This window comes from Salegentibacter agarivorans (assembly GCF_900113135.1).
Taxonomy (GTDB): Bacteria; Bacteroidota; Bacteroidia; order Flavobacteriales; family Flavobacteriaceae; genus Salegentibacter; species Salegentibacter agarivorans.
In genome coordinates this window covers 127,746-149,100 of record NZ_FOOH01000012.1, presented here as the reverse complement: position 1 = coordinate 149,100, position 21,355 = coordinate 127,746, and the positions used below count along the sequence as shown (strand labels likewise).

Annotated in this window: 17 protein-coding genes; 7 read left to right on the top strand and 10 right to left on the bottom strand. The window is 37.0% G+C overall.

Going from position 1 to position 21,355, the window contains the following annotated elements:
* On the top strand, window positions 1-229 hold a 229-nt coding region (locus BM084_RS19280; RefSeq protein WP_218152244.1), incomplete at its 5' end, for a hypothetical protein.
* A gap of 379 nt (window positions 230-608) precedes the next feature.
* Here BM084_RS19280 and BM084_RS10730 read toward each other — a convergent pair.
* The 5 genes from BM084_RS10730 to BM084_RS10710 all read right to left on the bottom strand — a co-directional run bounded on the left by BM084_RS10730 (window position 609) and on the right by BM084_RS10710 (window position 10,289).
* Window positions 609-1,511, bottom strand: a complete 903-nt coding sequence (locus BM084_RS10730) for an alpha/beta hydrolase family protein (protein WP_075325322.1) — start codon at window positions 1,509-1,511, stop codon at window positions 609-611.
* A 7-nt stretch (window positions 1,512-1,518) separates the two neighbouring features.
* The gene (locus tag BM084_RS10725) at window positions 1,519-4,254 is read right to left on the bottom strand and encodes a PD-(D/E)XK nuclease family protein (protein ID WP_093304682.1); all 2,736 of its coding nucleotides are present in this window, start codon (window positions 4,252-4,254) and stop codon (window positions 1,519-1,521) included.
* A 74-nt stretch (window positions 4,255-4,328) separates the two neighbouring features.
* Window positions 4,329-5,738 (bottom strand): OmpA family protein, encoded by a 1,410-nt coding sequence (locus BM084_RS10720; RefSeq protein WP_075325320.1) that lies wholly within the window; start codon window positions 5,736-5,738, stop codon window positions 4,329-4,331.
* Between the two features lie 193 nt (window positions 5,739-5,931).
* Entirely contained in the window at window positions 5,932-7,125 is a 1,194-nt protein-coding gene (kbl, locus tag BM084_RS10715; RefSeq protein ID WP_093304679.1) for a glycine C-acetyltransferase, read from the bottom strand.
* Window positions 7,126-7,157: 32 nt separating this feature from the next.
* Window positions 7,158-10,289: a UvrD-helicase domain-containing protein gene (locus BM084_RS10710; protein ID WP_093304676.1), complete on the bottom strand. Its 3,132-nt coding sequence runs from the start codon at window positions 10,287-10,289 to the stop codon at window positions 7,158-7,160.
* Window positions 10,290-10,455: 166 nt separating this feature from the next.
* Between BM084_RS10710 and BM084_RS10705 the strand changes: the two genes are divergently transcribed.
* Window positions 10,456-11,064, top strand: a complete 609-nt coding sequence (locus BM084_RS10705; RefSeq protein WP_075325317.1) for a superoxide dismutase — start codon at window positions 10,456-10,458, stop codon at window positions 11,062-11,064.
* Between the two features lie 468 nt (window positions 11,065-11,532).
* Here BM084_RS10705 and BM084_RS10700 read toward each other — a convergent pair whose 3' ends face one another.
* The 4 genes from BM084_RS10700 to purN all read right to left on the bottom strand — a co-directional run bounded on the left by BM084_RS10700 (window position 11,533) and on the right by purN (window position 15,657).
* Complete coding sequence (locus BM084_RS10700; protein ID WP_075325316.1) at window positions 11,533-13,431, bottom strand: amidophosphoribosyltransferase; 1,899 nt, start codon at window positions 13,429-13,431, stop codon at window positions 11,533-11,535.
* 63 nt (window positions 13,432-13,494) lie between these two features.
* Window positions 13,495-14,418: a PfkB family carbohydrate kinase gene (locus tag BM084_RS10695; RefSeq protein WP_075325315.1), complete on the bottom strand. Its 924-nt coding sequence runs from the start codon at window positions 14,416-14,418 to the stop codon at window positions 13,495-13,497.
* 172 nt (window positions 14,419-14,590) lie between these two features.
* Window positions 14,591-15,058, bottom strand: a complete 468-nt coding sequence (rnhA, locus tag BM084_RS10690; protein WP_093304674.1) for a ribonuclease HI — start codon at window positions 15,056-15,058, stop codon at window positions 14,591-14,593.
* On the bottom strand, window positions 15,058-15,657 hold the full coding sequence (gene purN / locus BM084_RS10685) for a phosphoribosylglycinamide formyltransferase (RefSeq protein ID WP_075325313.1): 600 nt from the start codon (window positions 15,655-15,657) through the stop codon (window positions 15,058-15,060). The genes rnhA and purN overlap by 1 nt, the downstream gene beginning before the upstream one ends.
* 148 nt (window positions 15,658-15,805) lie before the next feature.
* Here purN and BM084_RS10680 point away from each other — a divergent pair, with 148 nt between their 5' ends.
* The 5 genes from BM084_RS10680 to pyk all read left to right on the top strand — a co-directional run bounded on the left by BM084_RS10680 (window position 15,806) and on the right by pyk (window position 20,085).
* Window positions 15,806-16,042 (top strand): acyl carrier protein, encoded by a 237-nt coding sequence (locus tag BM084_RS10680; RefSeq protein ID WP_013069791.1) that lies wholly within the window; start codon window positions 15,806-15,808, stop codon window positions 16,040-16,042.
* Window positions 16,043-16,058: 16 nt separating this feature from the next.
* Window positions 16,059-17,312: a beta-ketoacyl-ACP synthase II gene (gene fabF, locus BM084_RS10675; protein WP_093304671.1), complete on the top strand. Its 1,254-nt coding sequence runs from the start codon at window positions 16,059-16,061 to the stop codon at window positions 17,310-17,312.
* A gap of 9 nt (window positions 17,313-17,321) precedes the next feature.
* Window positions 17,322-18,053 carry a ribonuclease III gene (rnc, locus tag BM084_RS10670; RefSeq protein WP_075325311.1) on the top strand — a complete coding sequence of 244 codons (732 nt, stop codon included), beginning with the start codon at window positions 17,322-17,324 and terminating at the stop codon, window positions 18,051-18,053.
* A gap of 113 nt (window positions 18,054-18,166) precedes the next feature.
* Window positions 18,167-18,655 (top strand): IPExxxVDY family protein, encoded by a 489-nt coding sequence (locus BM084_RS10665; RefSeq protein WP_075325310.1) that lies wholly within the window; start codon window positions 18,167-18,169, stop codon window positions 18,653-18,655.
* Complete coding sequence (pyk, locus tag BM084_RS10660) at window positions 18,655-20,085, top strand: pyruvate kinase (protein ID WP_075325309.1); 1,431 nt, start codon at window positions 18,655-18,657, stop codon at window positions 20,083-20,085. The genes BM084_RS10665 and pyk overlap by 1 nt, the downstream gene beginning before the upstream one ends.
* A 58-nt stretch (window positions 20,086-20,143) precedes the next feature.
* Here the strand turns inward: pyk and dinB are convergent, their stop codons facing one another.
* Complete coding sequence (gene dinB, locus BM084_RS10655) at window positions 20,144-21,247, bottom strand: DNA polymerase IV (protein WP_075325308.1); 1,104 nt, start codon at window positions 21,245-21,247, stop codon at window positions 20,144-20,146.
* Window positions 21,248-21,355: the final 108 nt, after the last annotated feature.

Genomic DNA, 21,355 nt, shown 5'->3' with positions numbered 1-21,355 from the left:
GATGAAAAGCTGGAAAAGCTGGAAACCTCTTCACCGACAACTAAGGCGTATGGGTTATAAGGGGAATTTTCTGAAGATATCGGTAACCCGATGGAGAAACTCCTCCACCAATTTAATACACTATGCCCTGCCAAATAAGTACTTCTCAGAATTAGGGTTGTACGCAATGGACACAGTTGAAGGGAACACTTTGCATCAGTACTATCAAACAGTACTGAATAAGATTTAACATGAGCCGTGTACGAGACCCGTATGCACGGTTCTGGAAGAGGGATGAAGATAATAAATGCTCAAATATTTATTATCTTCACCCTACTTGATTATTTCCGAACTTTTCATTTTGAAAATATTGCGGGCTGGCTAGTGCGTCCCGATACATAATCGGGAAGGGCATCGGTTCCCCCGACGCTTCAGGGCGATATTCTTCACAAACCACGCTGTCTAAACAAGGTTTTCGTCAAGCTGAACTTGTTTCAGCTTCTAACATGTTTAGATTATCAAAATATTAGATTCTAAACTAAATTCAGAATGACGATTTATTTAAAATGAAAAACGATCTTAAAAATTAATTCAAGACCGTTTTTAGTGAAAATATACTTTTAAAAAGCTTAAGAATCAGCTTCGTCGTTATCTATGTATTCGTCTTTTAGATCCTGAACGCTGGCATCGAGAAAAGTTGCCGTTCTATTAAGCACGTGCTGAAATTCTTTAGTTAATTCATCTTTATTCCACGGGTGAGAAATACCAAAAACGTGATCGGCATTTTCTACCAAAAGCAATTTAGAAATAGCACTCCATTCAAATAAATTCCCGGCATCGGCAATAGATACCGTGGTGTCATTACTTCCGTGAGCAATAAAATGGGGAATATCCAGCTTTTTGGTTGCTTTTTGAATATTTAAACGCTCCCTGTTTTCTCTAAAATTCTTATAGAATTGGTAATGATGCGGTAATTGCTGCCCGGTACGGGTGTTTTTTATGTATTGCACGCCTTTTTTCTCCCAGGCTTCCAGTTCTTTTTCTTTTGGGAAACGAGAAGCAAAATCACTTACCGCGGCAAGGGTAATAAGCTTGTTAATTCTTTCTTCTTCAGCAGTTTTTATAATTGCAATTCCGCCACCTCGAGAATGCCCAATCAGGTTAATACTCTTCACGTCTATTTGTTGAGCCTGGTCAAAATCTGGGGTTAGCACCCAGTCTATAACGGTTTGGAGGTCATCTAACTCCTTTATATAATTATTATCTCCAAAGGCTTCAATATTTAAGAATTCGGTTGGGTTTTCTGGAGAAGTCCCGTTGTGAGAAAAGTTAAATTTCACGAAGAAATAACCCTTTTCTGCATAAAATTCTCCCATTTTATCCCAGGCGCCCCAATCTTTAAAACCTTTATAGCCGTGGCAAAAAATTATGATTGGCTTGGGTTTCTTATCGTCGTTAAAAATTAAATCTATAAGAATAGGTTTATTGTGCTTTCCATCTATCTGGAGGTTAGTTCTTTTAGTGATTTCCATAGGTTTTTTATATTTCTTTTTCCTTAAAAGGAATTTCAGGATCGCAAATTTCGGTAATTAGTTTCTTTAATTCTATCTCAAATGCGCCTAGAATCTCCTTATTTATAGCAGTTTCTTTATTTTTTGTTCTTGGTTTATCTTTTTTAGCGAATTTCAGGAATCCGCTTTTTAAATTTTTAAATGAAATAATGCCGGCTTCAACCGGTAAATCTATCGAGCTTTGATCTTGCATCATCTTAGTATACGCTAATACCTGGAAACTTTTGCTGTATTTATCGTAATCTGAAGCGAGATCTTCCCAATCTACAATTTCAATTTTATCCTGGGTTACCTTCCCTGTTTTATAGTCAATAATTCTGGTTATACCGTCAGCATTTTCCACACGATCAACTTTTCCGCGCATAAAGATCGGAAAATCAAGATGCTCTATCCTAATTTCAGATTTTAAAGTTTTCTCAATTTTTAGGATTTTAATCTCTTCAGATTTAAGTCTGTCTAATTCCAGGTTTAAAAAGTTGCGCAAATAACGTTTGGCCACTTCATAAATCAACAAGTTTTTTCCCTGGTTTACCGGCCCGTTCATATAAGATTTTTTAAACTGAAGCGTGATCTCTTCCTGGATCCTAGCTTTAAAATCTTTTATATGCTCTTCCGTGAGCATTTGGTTCTCCAGCGGTTTATAAAAATTTTCAAGGCTATCATGTACCACCGTCCCCAATGTATTGTAAGCTACTGTTTCCTCAACTTCTTCGCTATCACGAACACCTAGAACGTACTGCCTGTAAAAGTCAAGCGGATTTCTAATATAAGAAGTTAGGGCAGAAGGGGAGAAGCCATAAGTAGCGAGGGATTGGATCTTCTCCATAATTTCAGGAGTTTTTTTCACTTCCCGAAGTTCATTTTTAATTGCCGGAACTCTTGGACTCACCATAGCATGCGTGAGCTGATGCGCCGGTTGTTTCTCAATTTCCAGCTGAGTAAGAAACCTGCTTTTTTCTCCGGAATTCAACCCGTCGGTTTCTGTATTATAAAGCAAATGCACATTTTGAGCGCGTTGTAAAAGTCTGTAAAAATGATAGGTGTAAACCGCGTCTTTCTCTTTGTAAGTGGGCAGTTTGTAAGTTTGTTTTAAATCGAAAGGAATAAAAGAACTCCCCGATTTACCCGAAGGTAAAACGCCCTCATTTACCGAACAAATAATCACATTTTTAAAATCTAAAGCCCGCGATTCCAACATTCCCATAAGCTGTAAACCTTTAAACGGCCTTCCCTGGAAATCCAGGTTTTGGGTACTCATTATTTCTTTATAAAACTGATAAAGTGATTTAATACTTTTTAGGTGAGGATAAGCTTCGTTGAGGTTTTCCAGTTTGTTAAACAGCACATGAAAATGATATAAAAACTCCAAACCAAGCTTATTCTCGCTACTTTTTAAATGAATTTTAACCTGGTTTATAATTTCCTGAAAAGCTTCTAAGGCTTTTTTAGGCGAGTTATCCCAACTTCTAAAACAAGCTTTTATTAAAGGTTTTGCTTCAGCAGAAAACGAATTTATAATTTCTTTTTCTGAAAGATTTACCGTGTTTTCTGACTGGATTTTTTCTATAAAAACTTCGGTTTCCTTTTTTAGAATTTCGTTTAAAGCGGGGTGATTAATTACCGAAATCACATCTTTATAATAATAAGCAGAACCGGTGTTTTGGTGAATTTGAAATAACCTGTCAAACAAAGAAGCGATAGGCGCATTTTTAAGCGGAAAACCCATGGTGATATTCAAATCCTGTACATTAGGCGGCAAACTGTTTAAAACGGGTAACAAAAGGTCTTCTTCTCCTAAAACCACGGCGGTTTCCTGTAGTGTTTCTTCATCTAAATTCGCCAATAATTCTCCTAAATATTTGGCCTGTCCCACATTCTTTGGAACGCCGGTAATTTGAATATTTTTAGCTTTATAATACTCGTTTACATTAAGCTTAGCTTTCTTTTTCTTATAAACCGGCCAGTCTTTTAAATACTGATTTATAAAGAGTGAAGCATCGTGCTGGCGGTCTTTTACAAAAACCTCATCTAAGTCCCAGTAAATCTCTGCTCGATCGTTTTCTAATAGATGTTGAACTATTAGTTGCTCAGCAGTATTTAGGGCATTAAAACCGATAAAAAGGTGCTGGGCTTTGTTGGTTTGGGTGTATTCTGTAATATTTTCTGAGGCTTTCCTATAAATTAAACCCTGGTAGCCGGTGTTTTTGGAAAGTAATTCTTCTTTTAAGGCTTCGTAAAATGCCGGTAAACTATTCCAAAACGATAAATAATTATTTATCAATTCGGTTTTGGGTTCCTGGATAGACCAATGTTTTAGGTCCTGAATATCTGCCAGGTAATTAAAAAAGCTTTTGTAATCTATTAAATAACGGTCTATTTCATTGAAGTCATGGATAAGGCTTTGTGCCCAGGCCGTAAAAGTTTCAAAATCCTCCTGTTCCTCTATTGGTGTAATTTTCTTGTAGACATTATAAAACTCGAAAAGAGTAAGAGTATTATCTACAGTTTTTATTTTAGAAATTACTTCTGTGAATTCTTCAATACTATAAACTTTTGGAGCGAAAATGTGATTTTCACTTAAAGCAGAAAGTTCTTTTAATAGAAAACTTCCTGCACGTTTGCTGGGAAGAATAAAGATGATTTCTGAAATATTTTCTTCTGAAGAAATGAGTTCCTTAAGAACTCCTGAAATAAAAGATACCATAGGCTAAAAATAAAAAACGCCCCGGGAACCGAGGCGTTTTTCTATAATAATTATCTAACTAATTACCAGATTTCTTATTCCATAGAAGAATCAGAATCTTTTACTTCTTTATTTTTATCTAAAGAGATTTCAACCCTACGGTTATCCTGTCTTCCGGCAGCGGTATTGTTAGTAGCAATTGGTCTTTCTTCACCATAACCTTCAGAAGTTAATCTGTTGCTTGGTACACCATTTTCTTCTAACCATTTCTCTACGGACGCAGCACGCTCACGAGATAGTTTCTCGTTATATTCGGCGCTACCAGTACTATCGGTATGACCTTCAATGTGGAATATTGTATTTGAATATTCATTCATAATATCTGCAATAGACTGAAGTGCTTCTTCTGACTCATCTCTAATTGTAGCCTTGTTCAAGTCGAACAATACAGTTTTAGAATATTCGTTCAATTCAGAAATAACTTCTACGTCTGGTTCTGGACATCCGTTGTTAGCTGCAGTTCCAGCAACTTCAGGACAATCGTCGTCTTTATCTAAAACGCCGTCACCGTCCATATCTTCGTAAGGACAACCATTGTTTTCAGCAGGACCTGCTTCGTTTGGACAGTCGTCTTCGTTGTCGGCAACTCCGTCACCATCTGCATCAGGACATCCGTTAAGTTCAGCCAATCCGGCTACTTCAGGACAGTCATCATTAGGATCAGCAATTCCGTCACCATCGGTATCAGGACAACCATCAAATTCAGCTAAACCAGCTTCATTTGGACAAGCGTCCATACGGTCTTCAATCCCGTCACCGTCAGAATCCGGACATCCGTTAAACTCAGGTAAACCTGGAGTTTCTGGACATTCATCATCTTTATCGTAGATGCCATCACCGTCAGAATCTGTTCCACCGAACATAAATTTCACACCCGCTGCGTGTTGAAAGTGTGTTGCACCATCAACATCAAACACGTGTTTGTAATTAGATTCAACAGTTAATGCAACATTATCTGTAAACCAGAAATTTAATCCGAATTTACCATTAAGAGTTGCTGCACTAAGATCTGAAATTGGGTAATCTCCATTATCAGCAATGCTGGTGTAACCACCACCAATACCAACAACAGGATCTAACCATCCGTCATTTAATAAAGCTCTTAAGCTGTAATTAAACGATCCATCTACAGAATAATATGCCATTTGTGGAACAGATTCAGCGCCATATTGTTCTATTTGGTTTACAGAACCCGCAAGTTCAAATACAAAGCCACTTCCAATATAACGACCTACTGTTAATCTAGACATAGATGGCAAGATATTCCAATGATCTCCAACGTTAAAATAATCGTCAAAAGTTCCTCCTACATCAGTGGTAGGGTGAAAATCTACCGCGTTGGTTTGAATCCCAATAGACCAGGGATTGTTTGCATCCTGCGCAGTCACCGAAGTAATGCCCAGAACCAACATTGTAGCGAATAAAATTTTGCTAAGATGTTTCATATTCAATAGTTTAGTTTTAAGTGTTAATTGTTAACAAAAGTAGACTGTTAAAGCTTATCGGCAAAGCATAAAATAATAAAGTTTTCTTAATAAACCCTTAGATAATGGCGTTTTTGAGAGCTTTTTAAGATTTATAAAGCCTTGTTTTTGCTAATATTTCATTATAAGGATCAGCTACTCTTTAACATTGAAACTAAATTATTTCCAATTCTTTACCCACTTTGGTGAAGGCCGCAATGGCTTTGTCTAAATGCTCCTGCTCGTGGGCGGCAGATAACTGTACTCTTATCCTGGCTTTTTCTTTTGGAACTACCGGGTAAAAGAATCCTATTACATAAATACCCTCTTCCAGTAGTCTCTCGGCCATTTTTTGAGATAATTTAGCATCATAAAGCATTACCGGTGCAATAGCCGATTCTCCATCTATAATATCAAAGCCGGCATCTTTAATTCCTTTTTTGAAATATTGAGTATTGCTTTTTAGTTTTTCGCGTAGACTATTGTCATTTTTAAGCATATCAAAAACCTTTAGCGAAGCACCAACAATAGAAGGAGCAAGGGAGTTTGAAAACAAATAAGGCCTGGAGCGTTGTCTAAGTAATTCTATAATTTCCTTTTTTGCTGTAGTATAGCCACCCATAGCGCCGCCAAGTGCTTTTCCTAAAGTTCCGGTGATGATATCCACACGATCCATCACTCCTTTTTCTTCCAGGGTTCCAATTCCTTTTTCTCCAATAAACCCTGTAGCGTGGCATTCGTCTATCATAACCAACGCATCATATTTATCAGCTAAATCACAAATTTTATCTAAAGGAGCTACAAGTCCATCCATAGAGAAAACACCATCTGTAACGATAAGCTTAAATCTTGCTCCTTTTTCGTTGGCATCTTTAAGTTGTTTTTCTAAATCGGCCATATCACCATTTTGGTAACGATATCTTGCCGCTTTACATAACCTAACCCCATCAATAATAGAGGCGTGGTTAAGCGAATCTGAAATTATTGCATCTTCTTTGGTTAAAAGCGGTTCAAAAATTCCGCCATTAGCGTCAAAACAAGCAGCATAAAGAATAGTATCTTCAGTGCCGTAGAAATCGGCTATTTTTTGCTCCAGTTCTTTATGGATATCCTGGGTTCCACAAATAAATCTAACACTAGACATTCCAAAACCGTGGGTGTCCATAGTGTCTTTTGCTGCTTTTATAACTTCAGGATGTGAGGATAATCCTAAATAATTATTGGCGCAAAAATTTATTACTTCCTGTCCGGTAGAAATTTTAATTACCGCATCCTGAGGGCCGGTAATTATTCGTTCTTTTTTAAAAAGGCCGTCTTCTTTAATTTGTTCCAGCTCTTTTTCTAAATGTTGTTTTATTGATCCGTACATAATTTTTAATTTTTTACAAACTTACATTTCTTTTAAACAAGGCGCACCTTAAGTGCTTTATTTGTGTAAACAAGATTTTTGCTACCTATTTTGTAACCCATATCTTCTAAAATCCCGGCATAGCTGTTAATTTGAGCTTCGTGGGAAATATCAAACTTTCCGGTTTTATAATCTATAATATTCACTGTATTTCCCGAAAAATTAATGCGGTCTGGCCTTAATCTTTTACCTTCAGGAGTTAAAATATCGCGTTCATTATAATTTTTAGCTTCATCTGCGTAAAATGCTGAAAGCTGTGGATGATTGGTAATTTCAAGAAGCAATTTTTCTATTTTTTCTGCGGAATCTTTGGTGATTATTCCATCGTTTACGGCCTGGGTCACAACAGGTTTTACCTGATCTTTAAAATCTATTTGCGCCAATAGTTCGTGCAGAATTTCTCCTTTTTCTATTGCTTCTTCCTGTTTGCTATCCCACAGCATTCCCGATTTCGTTACGATATTTACCGCTTGATTTTGAGTGGCTGAAGAATAGAACTTTTTAGAAATAATATTTTCTGAAAGACTTTCTTCTGAAATTTCCGGGCTTCCAATTTCACCAAATTCATAAGTATTGATGTTGGAATCCCATCTTCCAATTTCTTTTAAAAAGCCAATCAGTAAGCCTGAAGTTTTATAGGCTTTTTCATTTCCTTTTGCATCTATTTCTTTTTTACTTAACAAATACAACTGTTGCGAAGCACGGGTGCATGCTACATAAAGTACATTTAAAGTGTCAAGTTCTTTTTGGTGAATTAACTCGGAATAAATATCTGAAGCCTTGGGTCCCCAATTCAGCATTTTATCTGATGCGCTTAGGTAATTCATAGGAATTTCATTTAAGGGAGCCTCCATTGGTAACCAAAGTGAATCCATTCGGGTGCTTTTAGAATCGGAATTCGCATAAGGATAGATCACCACCGGAAATTCCAGGCCTTTAGATTTATGAATGGTCATTATTTGAACCGCATCTTCAGCTTTTGGAACAACGATACTGAGGTTTTCTATTTCTTGTTTCCATAGATCTATGAAATCGGCTATGCCGGCAGTAGCTTTTTGAGTACTTTCAAAGATAAAATCCAAGAAAAACTGCACATAAGCGTTAGATGTTTCTACTAAAGAAAAGCTTCGAATAATATATTCTGCGGCTTCGTAAACTGAAAGTTGCCTTATTTGATCAAGGTCAAAATCGATATTATAACCTTTTAACCAGTGGAAAAAGGCCCTACCGTCTTTCTTTAAATTCGTTGAAATAATAGGGTAGCGATTTTCTATTTCTAGAAACTCGGCCAGGAAATCAAAAAGTTCCAGTTTTAAAGTGTTGTCTTTAGGACTTAAAGAAAATTCAAGCAAATGAGCCATAAAATTTACTTCAGGAGAATTGGCCACTAGCAAAGTTTCCGAAGAAACTACAGGAATATTATTTTCGCTTAAATAACTCGCAATAGTAACGCCTTCCTTTTTTTTACGCGTTAAGATGCAGATATCTCCTTTTTTAATTTTTCTTTTTTCTAAATTCTGAATAATTTCCAGGATTTTTTCAGGATAAATTTCGTGTTCTTCCGCCGCATTTTCGGCTTCAATAAAATCGATATTTACATATCCAAAATCTCCTTTTTTAGGATTTTGACCGCTTTCCTGAAACAAATTAGCATAAGCAGGGTGTTGCAAAGTACCGGCTGCATAGCTAAATAAACTATTGTTGAAGTTCACAATCTGGCTTCCGCTGCGGTAATTATCTGGCAGATTTTGAACGTATTTTTCAATACTAAAAGGGTTAGTATCTAAGCAAAGGTCTATAAACTGCTCGGCTTTTCCGCCACGCCAACGGTAAATAGATTGTTTGGCATCACCAACCAGCATCGCACTGGCAGGATCCTGAATATTTTCAGAAGAAAGTTTATTGTCTATAAGCGGAATAAGATTTTCCCACTGCATCTGGGAGGTATCCTGAAACTCGTCTATAAAATAATTCTGGTAACGTTCCCCAAGCCTTTCGTAGATGAAAGGGGCCGGCTGGTCTTTAACCTGGGCGCTAATTTTAGGGTTAAATTCTGAAATTAGAATTAGGTTACGTTCTTTCTTGATAAGCTCTACTTCCTGGTTTATCGCGTTAAGAAGCGAAAGTTGGGTAAGGTTTTTTCTAATTGCCTCAAGAAAATCAAGGTTTAGGTAGGCTCTTTTCGAAATTTCGAAAAAGCTAACTATTAAAGATTGAACACTATCTAGCGCATCTTTTACCGCCTGATTTTTGTTCGATTTTGTGTAAAGTGGAGCGCTGTACAGTTTTAGCATCCAGGCTTTTTCAAATCCGTCAATAGGTTTTTGATCTCTTAACTTTATAAAATGCTTATAAATATAACCGCCGCTAAAATCTTTTTCTTCAATGCTATTTTTCTCAAGCAGGTCGAAGAACTCGTGGCTTGTTTCTGCAATTAAAGCTTCGGTTTTCTTTATTTCTGAACTTATTCTTTCTTTGAATTTCTGAAAATCTTCTGGAGTTTTTCCCTTTAGTTTTTTTAGCGCTTCCTGGTGATTTTCGCCAATAAGTAATTCAGAAATTTCAAAAAGATCTTTAGCTATATCCCAGCTTTTGTCGTCATCGGTTTTACTTATGGCAAAAGCAATAAGAACCTTTGTAAGTTCTTTATCGGTTCCGGCTTTGCTTATAAGCCTATCTACGGCTTCCATTAGTATTTGCCGTGTGTTAAGGGCAATTTCAAAATTTACGGGAAGACCAAGATCTTTAGCGAAAGTTCTAAGTACCCGGTGTGTAAAACCGTCTATGGTAGAAACTTCAAAAGCGGCGTAATTATGAATAATGCTTTTTAAGATCTTTGCAGCTTTAGTTTTAAGCTCGGCTTCAGATAAACCGGTTTCTTCAGCAATAATTTTAAAAAGCGGATTACTATTAATTGAAGTTTCTTCTTCAGTAAAATCTCTTAAACTGCTAATAATCCTGGATTTCATTTCATCTACCGCCTTATTCGTAAAAGTGATAGCTAGAATGTTTTTGTAAGCATCTGGCTTTTTGCTTTTAAAAAGCAAGAGCAAATATTCTTTAACCAGGGTAAAGGTTTTTCCCGATCCCGCCGAAGCATTATAAATAGTGAAATTATTAGTCAAAAAAGCTGGATTTTGATGAAGATTTTGAATTTTAAAGGTAAAATAAAAATGTTTTGTATTCTCCCCCCGCTTTTAAGTATTTTATAACACTAAAATGTTTTTATTAAATAGCTTAATACCTAAATTTGAGTGAATTTTATTACTAATCACTAAAAAATAGATACAAATGGCTTTTGAGTTACCAAAGTTAAAATATGCATTTGATGCATTAGAACCACATATAGATGCGAAGACCATGGAAATTCACCATGGAAAACACCACGCAGGTTACACTAAGAAATTAAACGCTGCAATAGAAGGCACCGATCTTGAAGGAAAAACTATAGAGAATATTCTTGAAAATCTTGATAAAGAAAATACCGCTGTAAGAAATAACGGAGGCGGATTTTATAACCATAACCTGTTTTGGGAAGTAATGTCTCCAGATGGTGGTGGAAAGCCAGAAGGTGAACTTGCAAAAGCAATAGATGCTGCATATGGTTCTTTTGAAGCTTTTAAAGACGAATTTGCCAAGGCAGCTGCAGGACAGTTTGGTTCTGGATGGGCCTGGCTTTGTGTTCACGAAGGCGGAAAAGTAGAAATTTGCTCTACTGCAAATCAGGACAATCCATTAATGCCAGGAATTGGCTGTGGCGGAACTCCTATTTTAGGTCTTGATGTTTGGGAACATGCTTATTACCTAAACTATCAAAACCGTCGTCCAGACTATATTGATGCATTTTTTAATGTAATAGACTGGAAAGAAGTGGGAAGCAGATATGCAAAGCAGAAATAATAACTAAGTTATTTTTCATATATATTAAAAAGACCGCTGTTTGGCGGTCTTTTTTTTGCCAGAATGTTAAATAAAAAAAGGCGGATTTTTTAAATCCACCTTTCTTTGCCCCAAATCTACCATGAACTTAACCTACTTATGTTATGGTGAGTCTAAAGTATACTGAATAAATGTTGCGTGCAAATTTTTTAGATTAAAGGCGTAAATATCTGTTAAAGTATTGAAATTCAATATTTAATGTAAGAAAATTTGGGTTTTTGTGTAAGTTAGTTGTGGGAAGTTTTATTTTCTGAAGCGTTTTAAATTTGGGTAAAAATAAAAAAAGGCGGATTTTTATATCCACCTTTTTTTGCCCCAAATCTACCATGAACTTAACCTACTTATGTTTATGGTTCTGCTAATGTATAGATTCTTATTCCTGTAAAAAATCATTTTAGACGAAAGGCAGAAAAACTTGTTAAACTGCACTTAGTAGGCTCTCCCTTCGTTTCCTTCGTAAAAATTAATAAAAGCTCTATTCACTACCCGGTTACCACCAAAAGTTGGATAGTTCCCCGTGAAATACCAGTCACCCAGGTTTTTAGGGCAGGCTTTATGTAAATTGTCTACTGTTTGGTAAATCACTTTTACCTCTGCCTTTACATCTGTATCACAAAGTAGCTCTGAGATTTTATCTGAAATTTGCTCATCGGTAAAAGGTTCGTAGATTTCCTTAACGAAATTCTTCACTTCTTCATCGGCAAGATCTACCTGGAGTTTACACTTTTCGTAAACCTTTTCCACTATATCGTATTGGTTATTATCTTTTAAAAGCTCTAGGGCTGCCCTAAAAGCAACAAGACCTTCCAGTCGCGCCATATCTATACCGTAACAATCTGGATAACGAATTTGTGGCGCCGAAGAAACTACTACAATTTGCCGGGGGTTTAACCTGTCCATCATTTTAATGATGCTCTTCTTTAAAGTTGTTCCCCTTACAATACTATCGTCTATGATTACCAGGCTGTCTTCTGGTTTAACCACGCCGTAGGTTACATCATAAACGTGGGCTACGAGATCATCACGGCTGCTGTCTTCGGTAATAAAGGTTCTAAGCTTTACATCTTTGATCGCAATTTTTTCGGTGCGTAAACGGTGTGCTAAAATTTCCTGAAGTCTGGCATCAGTTAAAGTATCTTTTTCAGCTAGAATTGCATCGTTTTTCTGTTTATTCAATTCATCCTGTGCCGCTTCAACCATTCCGTAGAAACTGGTTTCAGCAGTATTTGGAATAAAAGAGAAAACCGTATTTATGGTATCGTGATCTATGGATTTTAATACTTCGGGCATTAATAAACGCCCAAGCATTTTACGTTCTTTATAGATTTCGGCATCGCTTCCGCGGGAAAAATAAATACGTTCAAAAGAACAGGCTTTTCGTTCCAGAGGCTCCAGAATTTGGGTGATATTTACTTCTCCACTTTTTTTAGTGATAATGGCGTGTCCCGGCGGAAGCTCATGTACATCATTAAAATCTACGTTGAAAGCGGTTTGAATCACCGGTCTTTCTGAAGCAACAACTACCACTTCGTCATCTTTATAATAATATGCGGGACGAATTCCTGCAGGGTCACGTAAAACAAAAGAATCACCGTGGCCAAGTAAACCGGCCATAGCGTAACCACCATCCCAGTTTTTAGACGATTTTCTTAGTATTTTAGCAACGTTTAATTTTTCGGCAATAATAGGAGAAGCTGAAACTTTAGAATAGCCTTGTTTTTTTAATTTTTTATAAAGTTTTTGAACTTCAGAATCTAAAAAGTGTCCAATTTTTTCCATTACCGTAACGGTATCGGCTTTTTCTTTGGGATGCTGCCCAAGCTCTACCAGGTTATTAAAAAGCTGGTTTACGTTGGTCATATTAAAATTCCCGGCCACAATAAGATTACGGTGCATCCAGTTGTTTTGCCTAAGAAATGGGTGTACACTTTCTATACTATTTTTTCCAAAAGTACCGTAGCGCACGTGTCCAAGATAAACTTCTCCCACATATGGAAGGTTTTTCTTTTGCAGCGCAACATCTTCAGAATACTCAGGGTTTGCTTTAATTTCGTCGTTAATTCTACCATTTATCTGCTCAAAAATATCCTGGATGGGTTGTGCCGCATTAGATCTAATTCGGCTTATATAGCGATCTCCGGGAGCAGTATTTAATTTAATGTTGGCAAAACCGGCACCGTCCTGGCCGCGGTTATGCTGTTTTTCCATCATTAAATACATTTTGTTAATCCCATAAAAGGCAGTACCATATTTTTCTTTATAGTACTCCAGTGGTTTTAACAATCGTATTTGGGCAATTCCACATTCGTGTTTTAAGGCGTCACTCATAATTCGTGGCAGATTTTATTCCTGCTTTATATAAAAAATGCCCTGAAAATTCAGGGCATAAGTTTAGGTTAATGCTATTTCAAATTGAGTTAATTTCTTAAACTCTGCGAGGCGCGAATTTACTTCCTCGCCTGAAAGTTCCTCCATCCTCTCGGTTCCAAATTTTTCTACGCAAAAAGATGCGAGATTAGAGCCGTATATAATGGCGTTTTTCATATTTTCAAAGCTAATATCTCCGGTTTTTGCAAGATAACCTGCAAAACCACCTGCAAAAGTATCGCCGGCACCGGTTGGATCAAAAACTTCTTCTAATGGAAGGGCGGGCGCAAAGAACACCTGCTCTTCGTGAAATAATAAAGCGCCGTGTTCTCCTTTTTTAATCACTACATATTTTGGGCCCATTGTAGCAATCTTTTTAGCAGCTTTGGCTAAAGAATATTCGCCAGAAAGTTGCCTTGCCTCTTCATCGTTAATGGTGATCACATCTACTTTGGCAATTACTTTCATTAAATCTTCCAGGGCGTTATCCATCCAGAAGTTCATAGTATCTAAAATGGCGAGTTTTGGAGATTCAATTTGTTCTAAAACGCTAAGTTGCACCAAAGGATGCAGGTTGCCCAACATCACAATTTCAGCATCTTTATAAGCATTTGGTACTACCGGATTAAAATCGGCCAGTACGTTTAATTGGGTGTCTAAGGTATCTCTGGAATTTAAATCGTTATGGTAACGGCCGCTCCAAAAGAAGGTTTTTCCGCCGGAAACCACTTCAATTCCATCTATATTTATATTGTTTCTGGTAAGCAGGTCCAGGTATTTTTGTGGAAAATCGTCTCCAACAATAGATACCACGGCGCTGTCTACATTAAACTGCGAAGCTGAAAGCCCAATATAGGTGCCTGCACCTCCAAGAATTTTATCGGTTTTCCCAAAAGGGGTTTCAATAGCATCAAAGGCTACAGTGCCTACAATCAGTAATTTACTCATAAAATGGTTTAAAAATTGTGCTGCAAATATACAGTTTGTTTTTCAAGGGCTCAATCAAAATTACTCGATAATCGAGATTTAAATATTGTACGTTTTGTCTCGAAACCAGGATATAATAGTAATAATGCCTTTATGGTTCATCTCGAATACACTACTTAAAGATTAATTCCGTTCAATTTTGTTGAAAACCTTCATCAATTAGAAGTCTTTTTTCTTTTGAGGCGGCTACCGCCAAAGCGTCGCAGCGTTCGTTTTGCGGATGCTCATTATGTCCCTTTATCCACCTAAAGCTTACATTATGTTTGCGTATTTCTTTTAGAAATTCTATCCAGAGATCCGCATTCTTTCGATCTTTAAAATTTTTCTTTTCCCAGCCAAACACCCATTTTTTATTAACCGCATCTGCAACATATTTTGAATCGGTAAAAACTATAGCAGAAACTCCGGGCTTTTTCAGCTTTTTTAAAGCTTCAATTACTGCCAGCAATTCCATCCTGTTATTAGTGGTGTGTTTAAAACCTTTTGAAAATTCTTTGCGGTAGGCTTTTCCTACCCATTCCATTACAATGCCGTAACCGCCGGGGCCGGGGTTTCCTCTCGCGGCGCCATCGGTATAAATGTGTACCTGGGTTGTTTGCACTATTGTGATTTCTTTTGAAGTAATTGCTGAAGGATTTCTGGAAAATGTTTGTACTCCAGCTTATGAATTTTTTCTGCAAGACTTTCGGGAGTGTCTTCTTCTGAAATATCTGTTTTCGCCTGAAAGATTATTTCGCCTTCATCATAATTTTCATTTACATAATGAATGCTAATCCCGCTTTCTTTTTCCTTATTTTGAATTATAGCTTCGTGCACATGCATTCCATACATTCCTTTACCGCCATATTTTGGAAGTAGTGCCGGATGTATGTTTACAATCTTATTAGGAAAACGTTTTAAAATGTCTTCGGGGAAAATCCACATAAATCCTGCTAAAACAATTAAATCTGGATTTATATCTTCTAAAATATGCAGAACATCGTAACTATTATAGAGTGCATCCCGGTCAAAATGAAGCGCTTTAACATTGAGATCGTGTGCTCTTTTTAGCACTTTAGCCGATCTTTTGTTCGAGAAAACCGCTACCACACTGGCATTGGGCTGTTTCTGAAAAAATTTAATGATATTTTCGGCGTTGGTTCCCGAGCCGGAAGCAAAGACAACTATTTTTTTTTGTAGGGTATGGGTTGGATTGCTCAAAATAAGCTTGTTAACAATTATTAGAATGTAAAATTAAGTCCTTTCAACTAAATTTATGTAAATTACGATCACATTTTTAAAGTAAAAATCGGTTTTAAAATAAAGTTTTTTATTTTTGCCACCTAATCAAAATTAAAATAAAAGTATTATGTCAGACATTGCATCAAGAGTAAAAGCGATTATCGTTGACAAGTTAGGTGTTGACGAGAACGAGGTTGTAAACGAAGCAAGCTTCACAAACGATCTGGGTGCTGATTCATTGGACACTGTGGAATTGATCATGGAATTCGAAAAAGAATTCGATATCCAGATTCCTGATGACCAGGCTGAGAACATTGCCACAGTAGGTCAGGCAATTTCTTATATTGAAGACGCAAAAAAATAAAAAGAGTATAGACCATATGGAGTTGAAGCGAGTTGTAGTAACGGGCTTGGGAGCCCTAACCCCCATTGGTAACAATATTGAAGAATATTGGGAGGCTTTGGTAGCCGGAAAAAGTGGTGGTGCACCTATTACCTATTTCGATACTGAAAAATTCAAAACCAAATTCGCTTGTGAACTCAAAAATTTTGATCCACTCGATTTCTTTGACCGTAAGGAAGTAAGAAGACTGGACAGGTTTGCCCAATATGCCATTGTAGCTTCAGATGAAGCAATAAAAGATTCCGGCATCAACCTGGAGACTGTAAACAAGTACCGTGTTGGTGTAATATGGGGGGCCGGAATTGGCGGATTGGAAACTTTTCAGAACGAAGTGATAAACTTCGCGACGGGAGATGGTACACCAAGGTTTAATCCTTTCTTTATCCCTAAGATGATTGCGGATATTGCCCCGGGTAATATTTCTATTCGTCATGGGTTTATGGGAGCAAATTATACTACCGTTTCAGCTTGTGCATCTGCAGCAAATGCTATGATAGATGCATTAAATAATATTAGGCTGGGACATAGTGATATTATTGTTTCCGGAGGTTCGGAAGCTGCGGTAACCATGGCTGGTATGGGTGGTTTTAATGCTATGCACGCCCTTTCTACACAAAACGATAACCCCGAAACGGCATCAAGACCTTTTGATGCTACTCGAGACGGATTTGTGTTAGGGGAAGGTGCCGGTACACTTATTCTTGAAGAATATGAACATGCCAAAGCCAGAGGAGCTAAAATTTATGCTGAAGTACTTGGAGGAGGATTATCTTCTGATGCTTACCATATGACGGCACCACATCCTGAAGGAAACGGAGTTGTTGCGGTTATGGAAAACTGTCTTCGAAATGCAGAAATGAAACCCGAAGATGTAGACGCCATTAATACGCACGGAACTTCTACTCCATTAGGAGACGTAGCCGAATTAAAAGCGATAAGTAAGGTTTTTGGTGAACACGTCAAAACAATTAATATTAATTCAACAAAATCAATGACCGGGCATTTGCTTGGTGCTGCAGGAGCTGTAGAAGCAATTTCTGCAATTTTGTCTATGAAACATGGAATAGTACCACCTACTATTAACCACGAACATAAAGATGAAAATATTGATCCTGAATTAAACCTTACTCTTAATAAGGCCCAAAAACGTGATGTAAAGGTGGTAATGAGCAACACGTTTGGATTTGGAGGTCACAACGCTTGTTTATTATTTAAAAGATTTGATGAATAACCTTTAATTATGGGCGTTCTTCGAAATATATTAAATTCCCGTTCTGATAAAGGCGGGAATTTTTTTTCCGTTTTATATAAAATTCTGGGATTTAAGCCCAAGAATATTCTTCACTACCGCAAAGCCTTTACCCACCGTTCTTTAAATATTAAAGATGAAAAGGGAAATGCGGTGAGTTTTGAACGCCTGGAGTTCCTGGGAGACGCCATGTTAAGCGCTGTAATAGCTTCCCACCTTTTTAAAGCAGTTCCTGGCGGAAATGAGGGTTATCTTACCAAAATGCGTTCTAAAGTAGTTAGCCGAAAGCATTTAAATGAGCTTGGTAAAGACCTGAAACTTATAGACCACGTTCAAACTAATATTCCCAAAGATCAATTTGGAGCAAATATTCACGGCAATTTATTTGAAGCATTAATTGGCGCAATATATCTAGACCGCGGTTATAAATATTGTAAGCGTTTTATTTACGAAAGAGTGATAGATCCTTATGTAGATATAGAACAATTAGAAGGCCAGGTAATAAGTTATAAAAGTCTGTTTATTGAGTGGTGTCAAAAAGAAAAACGGGAATTCGACTTTGAAGTTTATGAAGATACCGGGAACGATGAAATAAAGCATTTTGCTGTAAAATTGAGGTTAGATGATAAAGTTGTTGCCAAGGCAAGGGCAACCTCAAAAAAGAAGGCCGAAGAAAAAACAGCAAAACGGGCTTATTATGCACTTCAAAATAAAATCACATAAAATTATGAAATTAGTGCAAACTATAACGTTTTCGTAGATAAATACGAAGTTTTGGTACGATAAACCTTCATTTTTCTCAATCTTATCTTATCTTTAACCTTAAATTAAAAGCTATGCAATCTCATAAAATGCTGCTTGAGGATGTAGAGGAAGATGATTTTGGCTTAATAGCACTATATGGTGATTTAGAAGAATATAAGATGGCCTATTTATTAAATAAGCATCTTAAACTTCAATTAAAAAGAGAACGCAGGGATATAGACTTCAACCATAAATCGGTAGAAGCTTTCTACGCCCATTATACCTTTAAAGATCTGGCGAATTTCAGGTCTTATCACCTTGTGGCCAATAAGTTTAAAGGAGAACCAAAAAAGATATTAAGCTCGGGTTCTTTATTTGAAGAAGAAGAAGTTAGACCCTTACAGGTAAACCTGGTGCCTGAGTATAAAAAGGTAGATTTCTTTCTTAAAATAGATGAGGAGCTAAATCAAAAAGACCTCAATTTACTTGTTAATGCCATAAGCCAGATACCGCAGGTAATAGCAGTTTATAAAATTGACACAGATTTATTAAAATCTAAACAAAATTTAATTTTTGAATAATGCCAACAAATAAGAAGACTAAAATCGTTGCAACCCTAGGCCCGGCAACGAGTTCCAAAGAAACCTTAGATAAAATGCTCCAGGCCGGAGTAAACGTTTTTAGAGTTAATTTTTCCCACGCTAATTATGACGATGTAAAAGAACGCATTAACATGATTAGAGACCTGAACAAAGAAAAAGGCTACAATGCCGCAATTCTTGGAGATTTACAGGGTCCTAAACTTCGGGTAGGAGTGATGAAAGACGAAGTGGTAGTTTCAGAAGGTGATGAAATTATTTTTGCTACCGGAAAAGAATTTAAAGGAACCGCAGAACGCGTTTATATGAATTATGAAACTTTTCCGCAAGATGTAGCTGCGGGAGAGCGTATTCTTTTAGACGATGGTAAACTTATTTTTGAAGTAGTAAGTACAAATAAAAAAGATGAGGTTAAAACCCGGGTAATCCAGGGTGGACCTTTAAAGTCTAAGAAAGGTGTAAACCTTCCAAATACTAATATTTCGCTTCCTGCTTTAACTGAAAAGGATGTAAAAGATGCGATTTTTGCCTGTGAAATGCAGGTGGACTGGATGGCTCTTTCTTTTGTGCGTCACGCGGAAGATTTAAAAGAACTTCAGGATTTAATTAAAAAGCACAGCGAATATAAAATCCCAATTATAGCCAAAATCGAAAAACCGGAAGGTGTAGCCAATATTGATAAGATTGTGGCCTACTGTGATGGTTTAATGGTGGCTCGTGGAGATTTAGGAGTAGAAATTCCTGCGCAGGAAGTTCCACTTATTCAAAAGAAATTAGTTTTAACGGCCAAGAAAGCAAGAATTCCGGTAATAATCGCTACTCAAATGATGGAGACGATGATTACCAGCCTTACGCCAACAAGAGCCGAAGTTAATGACGTAGCGAACTCAGTTATGGATGGTGCCGATGCGGTAATGCTTAGTGGAGAAACTTCAGTAGGGCAGTACCCAGTGCAGGTGATTCAAAAGATGACACAAATTTTGGAGAGTGTTGAAAACTCACCATTAATTAAAGTTCCCCACGATCCGCCGCATGTACGTACCAAGCGTTATATTACCAAATCTGTTTGTTATCACGCGGCCCATATGGCTAACGAAATTAAGGCCAAAGCAATTTGTACCTTAACCAATAGCGGGTACACAGCTTTCCAAATCTCTGCTTGGAGGCCTGAAGCGCATATTTTAGTGTATACTTCTAATAATAGAATTCTTTCACAACTTAGTTTGTTATGGGGTGTTAAAGCTTTCCATTACGATAAATTTGTAAGTACAGACGAAACTATAGAAGATATTAACCGCATTGCAAAAGAGAAATCTTTTGTAGAGGTGGGGGATTATACCATTAACCTGGCTGCGATGCCAATTGGTGAAAAAGGTATGGTAAATACGCTAAGGATTTCAGAAATAGAATAATCTAATAATATTTATACTTCAAGCCCCGAATACACTCTATTTGGGGTTTTTTTTTTGTTTAAAATTCAAACTTTAGCTGTACTTCAACTTTTTTCTCTTCTTCCGGTTTCTTTTCGCTTTTATCGGTATTTAGGTTGGAAAGAGAAATTCCCAAAAGTCGTACGGAATTCTTCATTTTTTCCTGGTATAATAACTCCTTTGCATTTTCAAGAATTAATTCTTTACTGGAGATATAGAACGAAATAGTTTTACTGCGAGTCTGCAGGGTAAAATCGCTATACTTAATTTTTAGGGTCACCGTTTTACCAGCAACCTTGCTTTTTTTGAGCCGACGTTCTATTTCTTCGGCAATGTTTTCCAGCCTTTCCAGCATAAAAATTTCCGAAGAGATATTTTCATTAAAAGTGCGTTCGGCACCAAGAGATTTTCTTATTCGGTTTGGTTTTACTTCGCTCAAATGTATACCGCGAACCACGTTGTAATAATGCGCACCGCTTTTCCCGAATTTTTCGATTAAATATTCTTGAGATTTCTTTTTAAGGTCTTTCCCGGTAAAAATACCCAGCATATACATTTTTTCAGCAGTCACTTTACCTACTCCGTGAAATTTCCTGATGTCTAAAACTTCCAAAAAAGCTTCTACTTCTTCAGGATTTACAGTTTTTTGTCCGTTAGGTTTATTAAAATCACTGGCAATCTTTGCGATAAATTTATTGATAGAAATTCCTGCCGAGGCATTTAATCCTGTTTTCTCCTTAATTTTCTCCCGTATTTCTTTTGCAATTAGGCTTGCACTGGGATTTCCTTTTTTATTCTCGGTTACGTCCAGGTAAGCTTCATCTAAAGAAAGTGGCTCTACCAGGTCTGTATATTCATAAAAGATCTCCCTTATTTGTTGTGAAATCTCCCGGTAACGGTCAAAACGGGTTTTTACAAAGATTAGATGCGGGCAATTGCGTTTGGCAATTATGCTACTCATAGCGCTTTTAACGCCATATTTTCGCGCTTCATAACTTGCCGCGCTAACTACACCTCTTTGCGAACTTCCGCCCACAGCAATCGCCTTACCGCGTAATTCGGGATTATCCAGTTGTTCTACCGAAGCATAGAACGCATCCATATCTATATGAATGATTTTTCGAAGAGGAAGGTTTTGGTTCACTTTACAAAGTTAAAGAAACTTCAAGTTGTCTGGAAAGCTATTTATTTCCCAAACCTGTTATAAAATCTTTCAACTTCAGAAATTTAAAAATCGTAACTTTATAAAAAT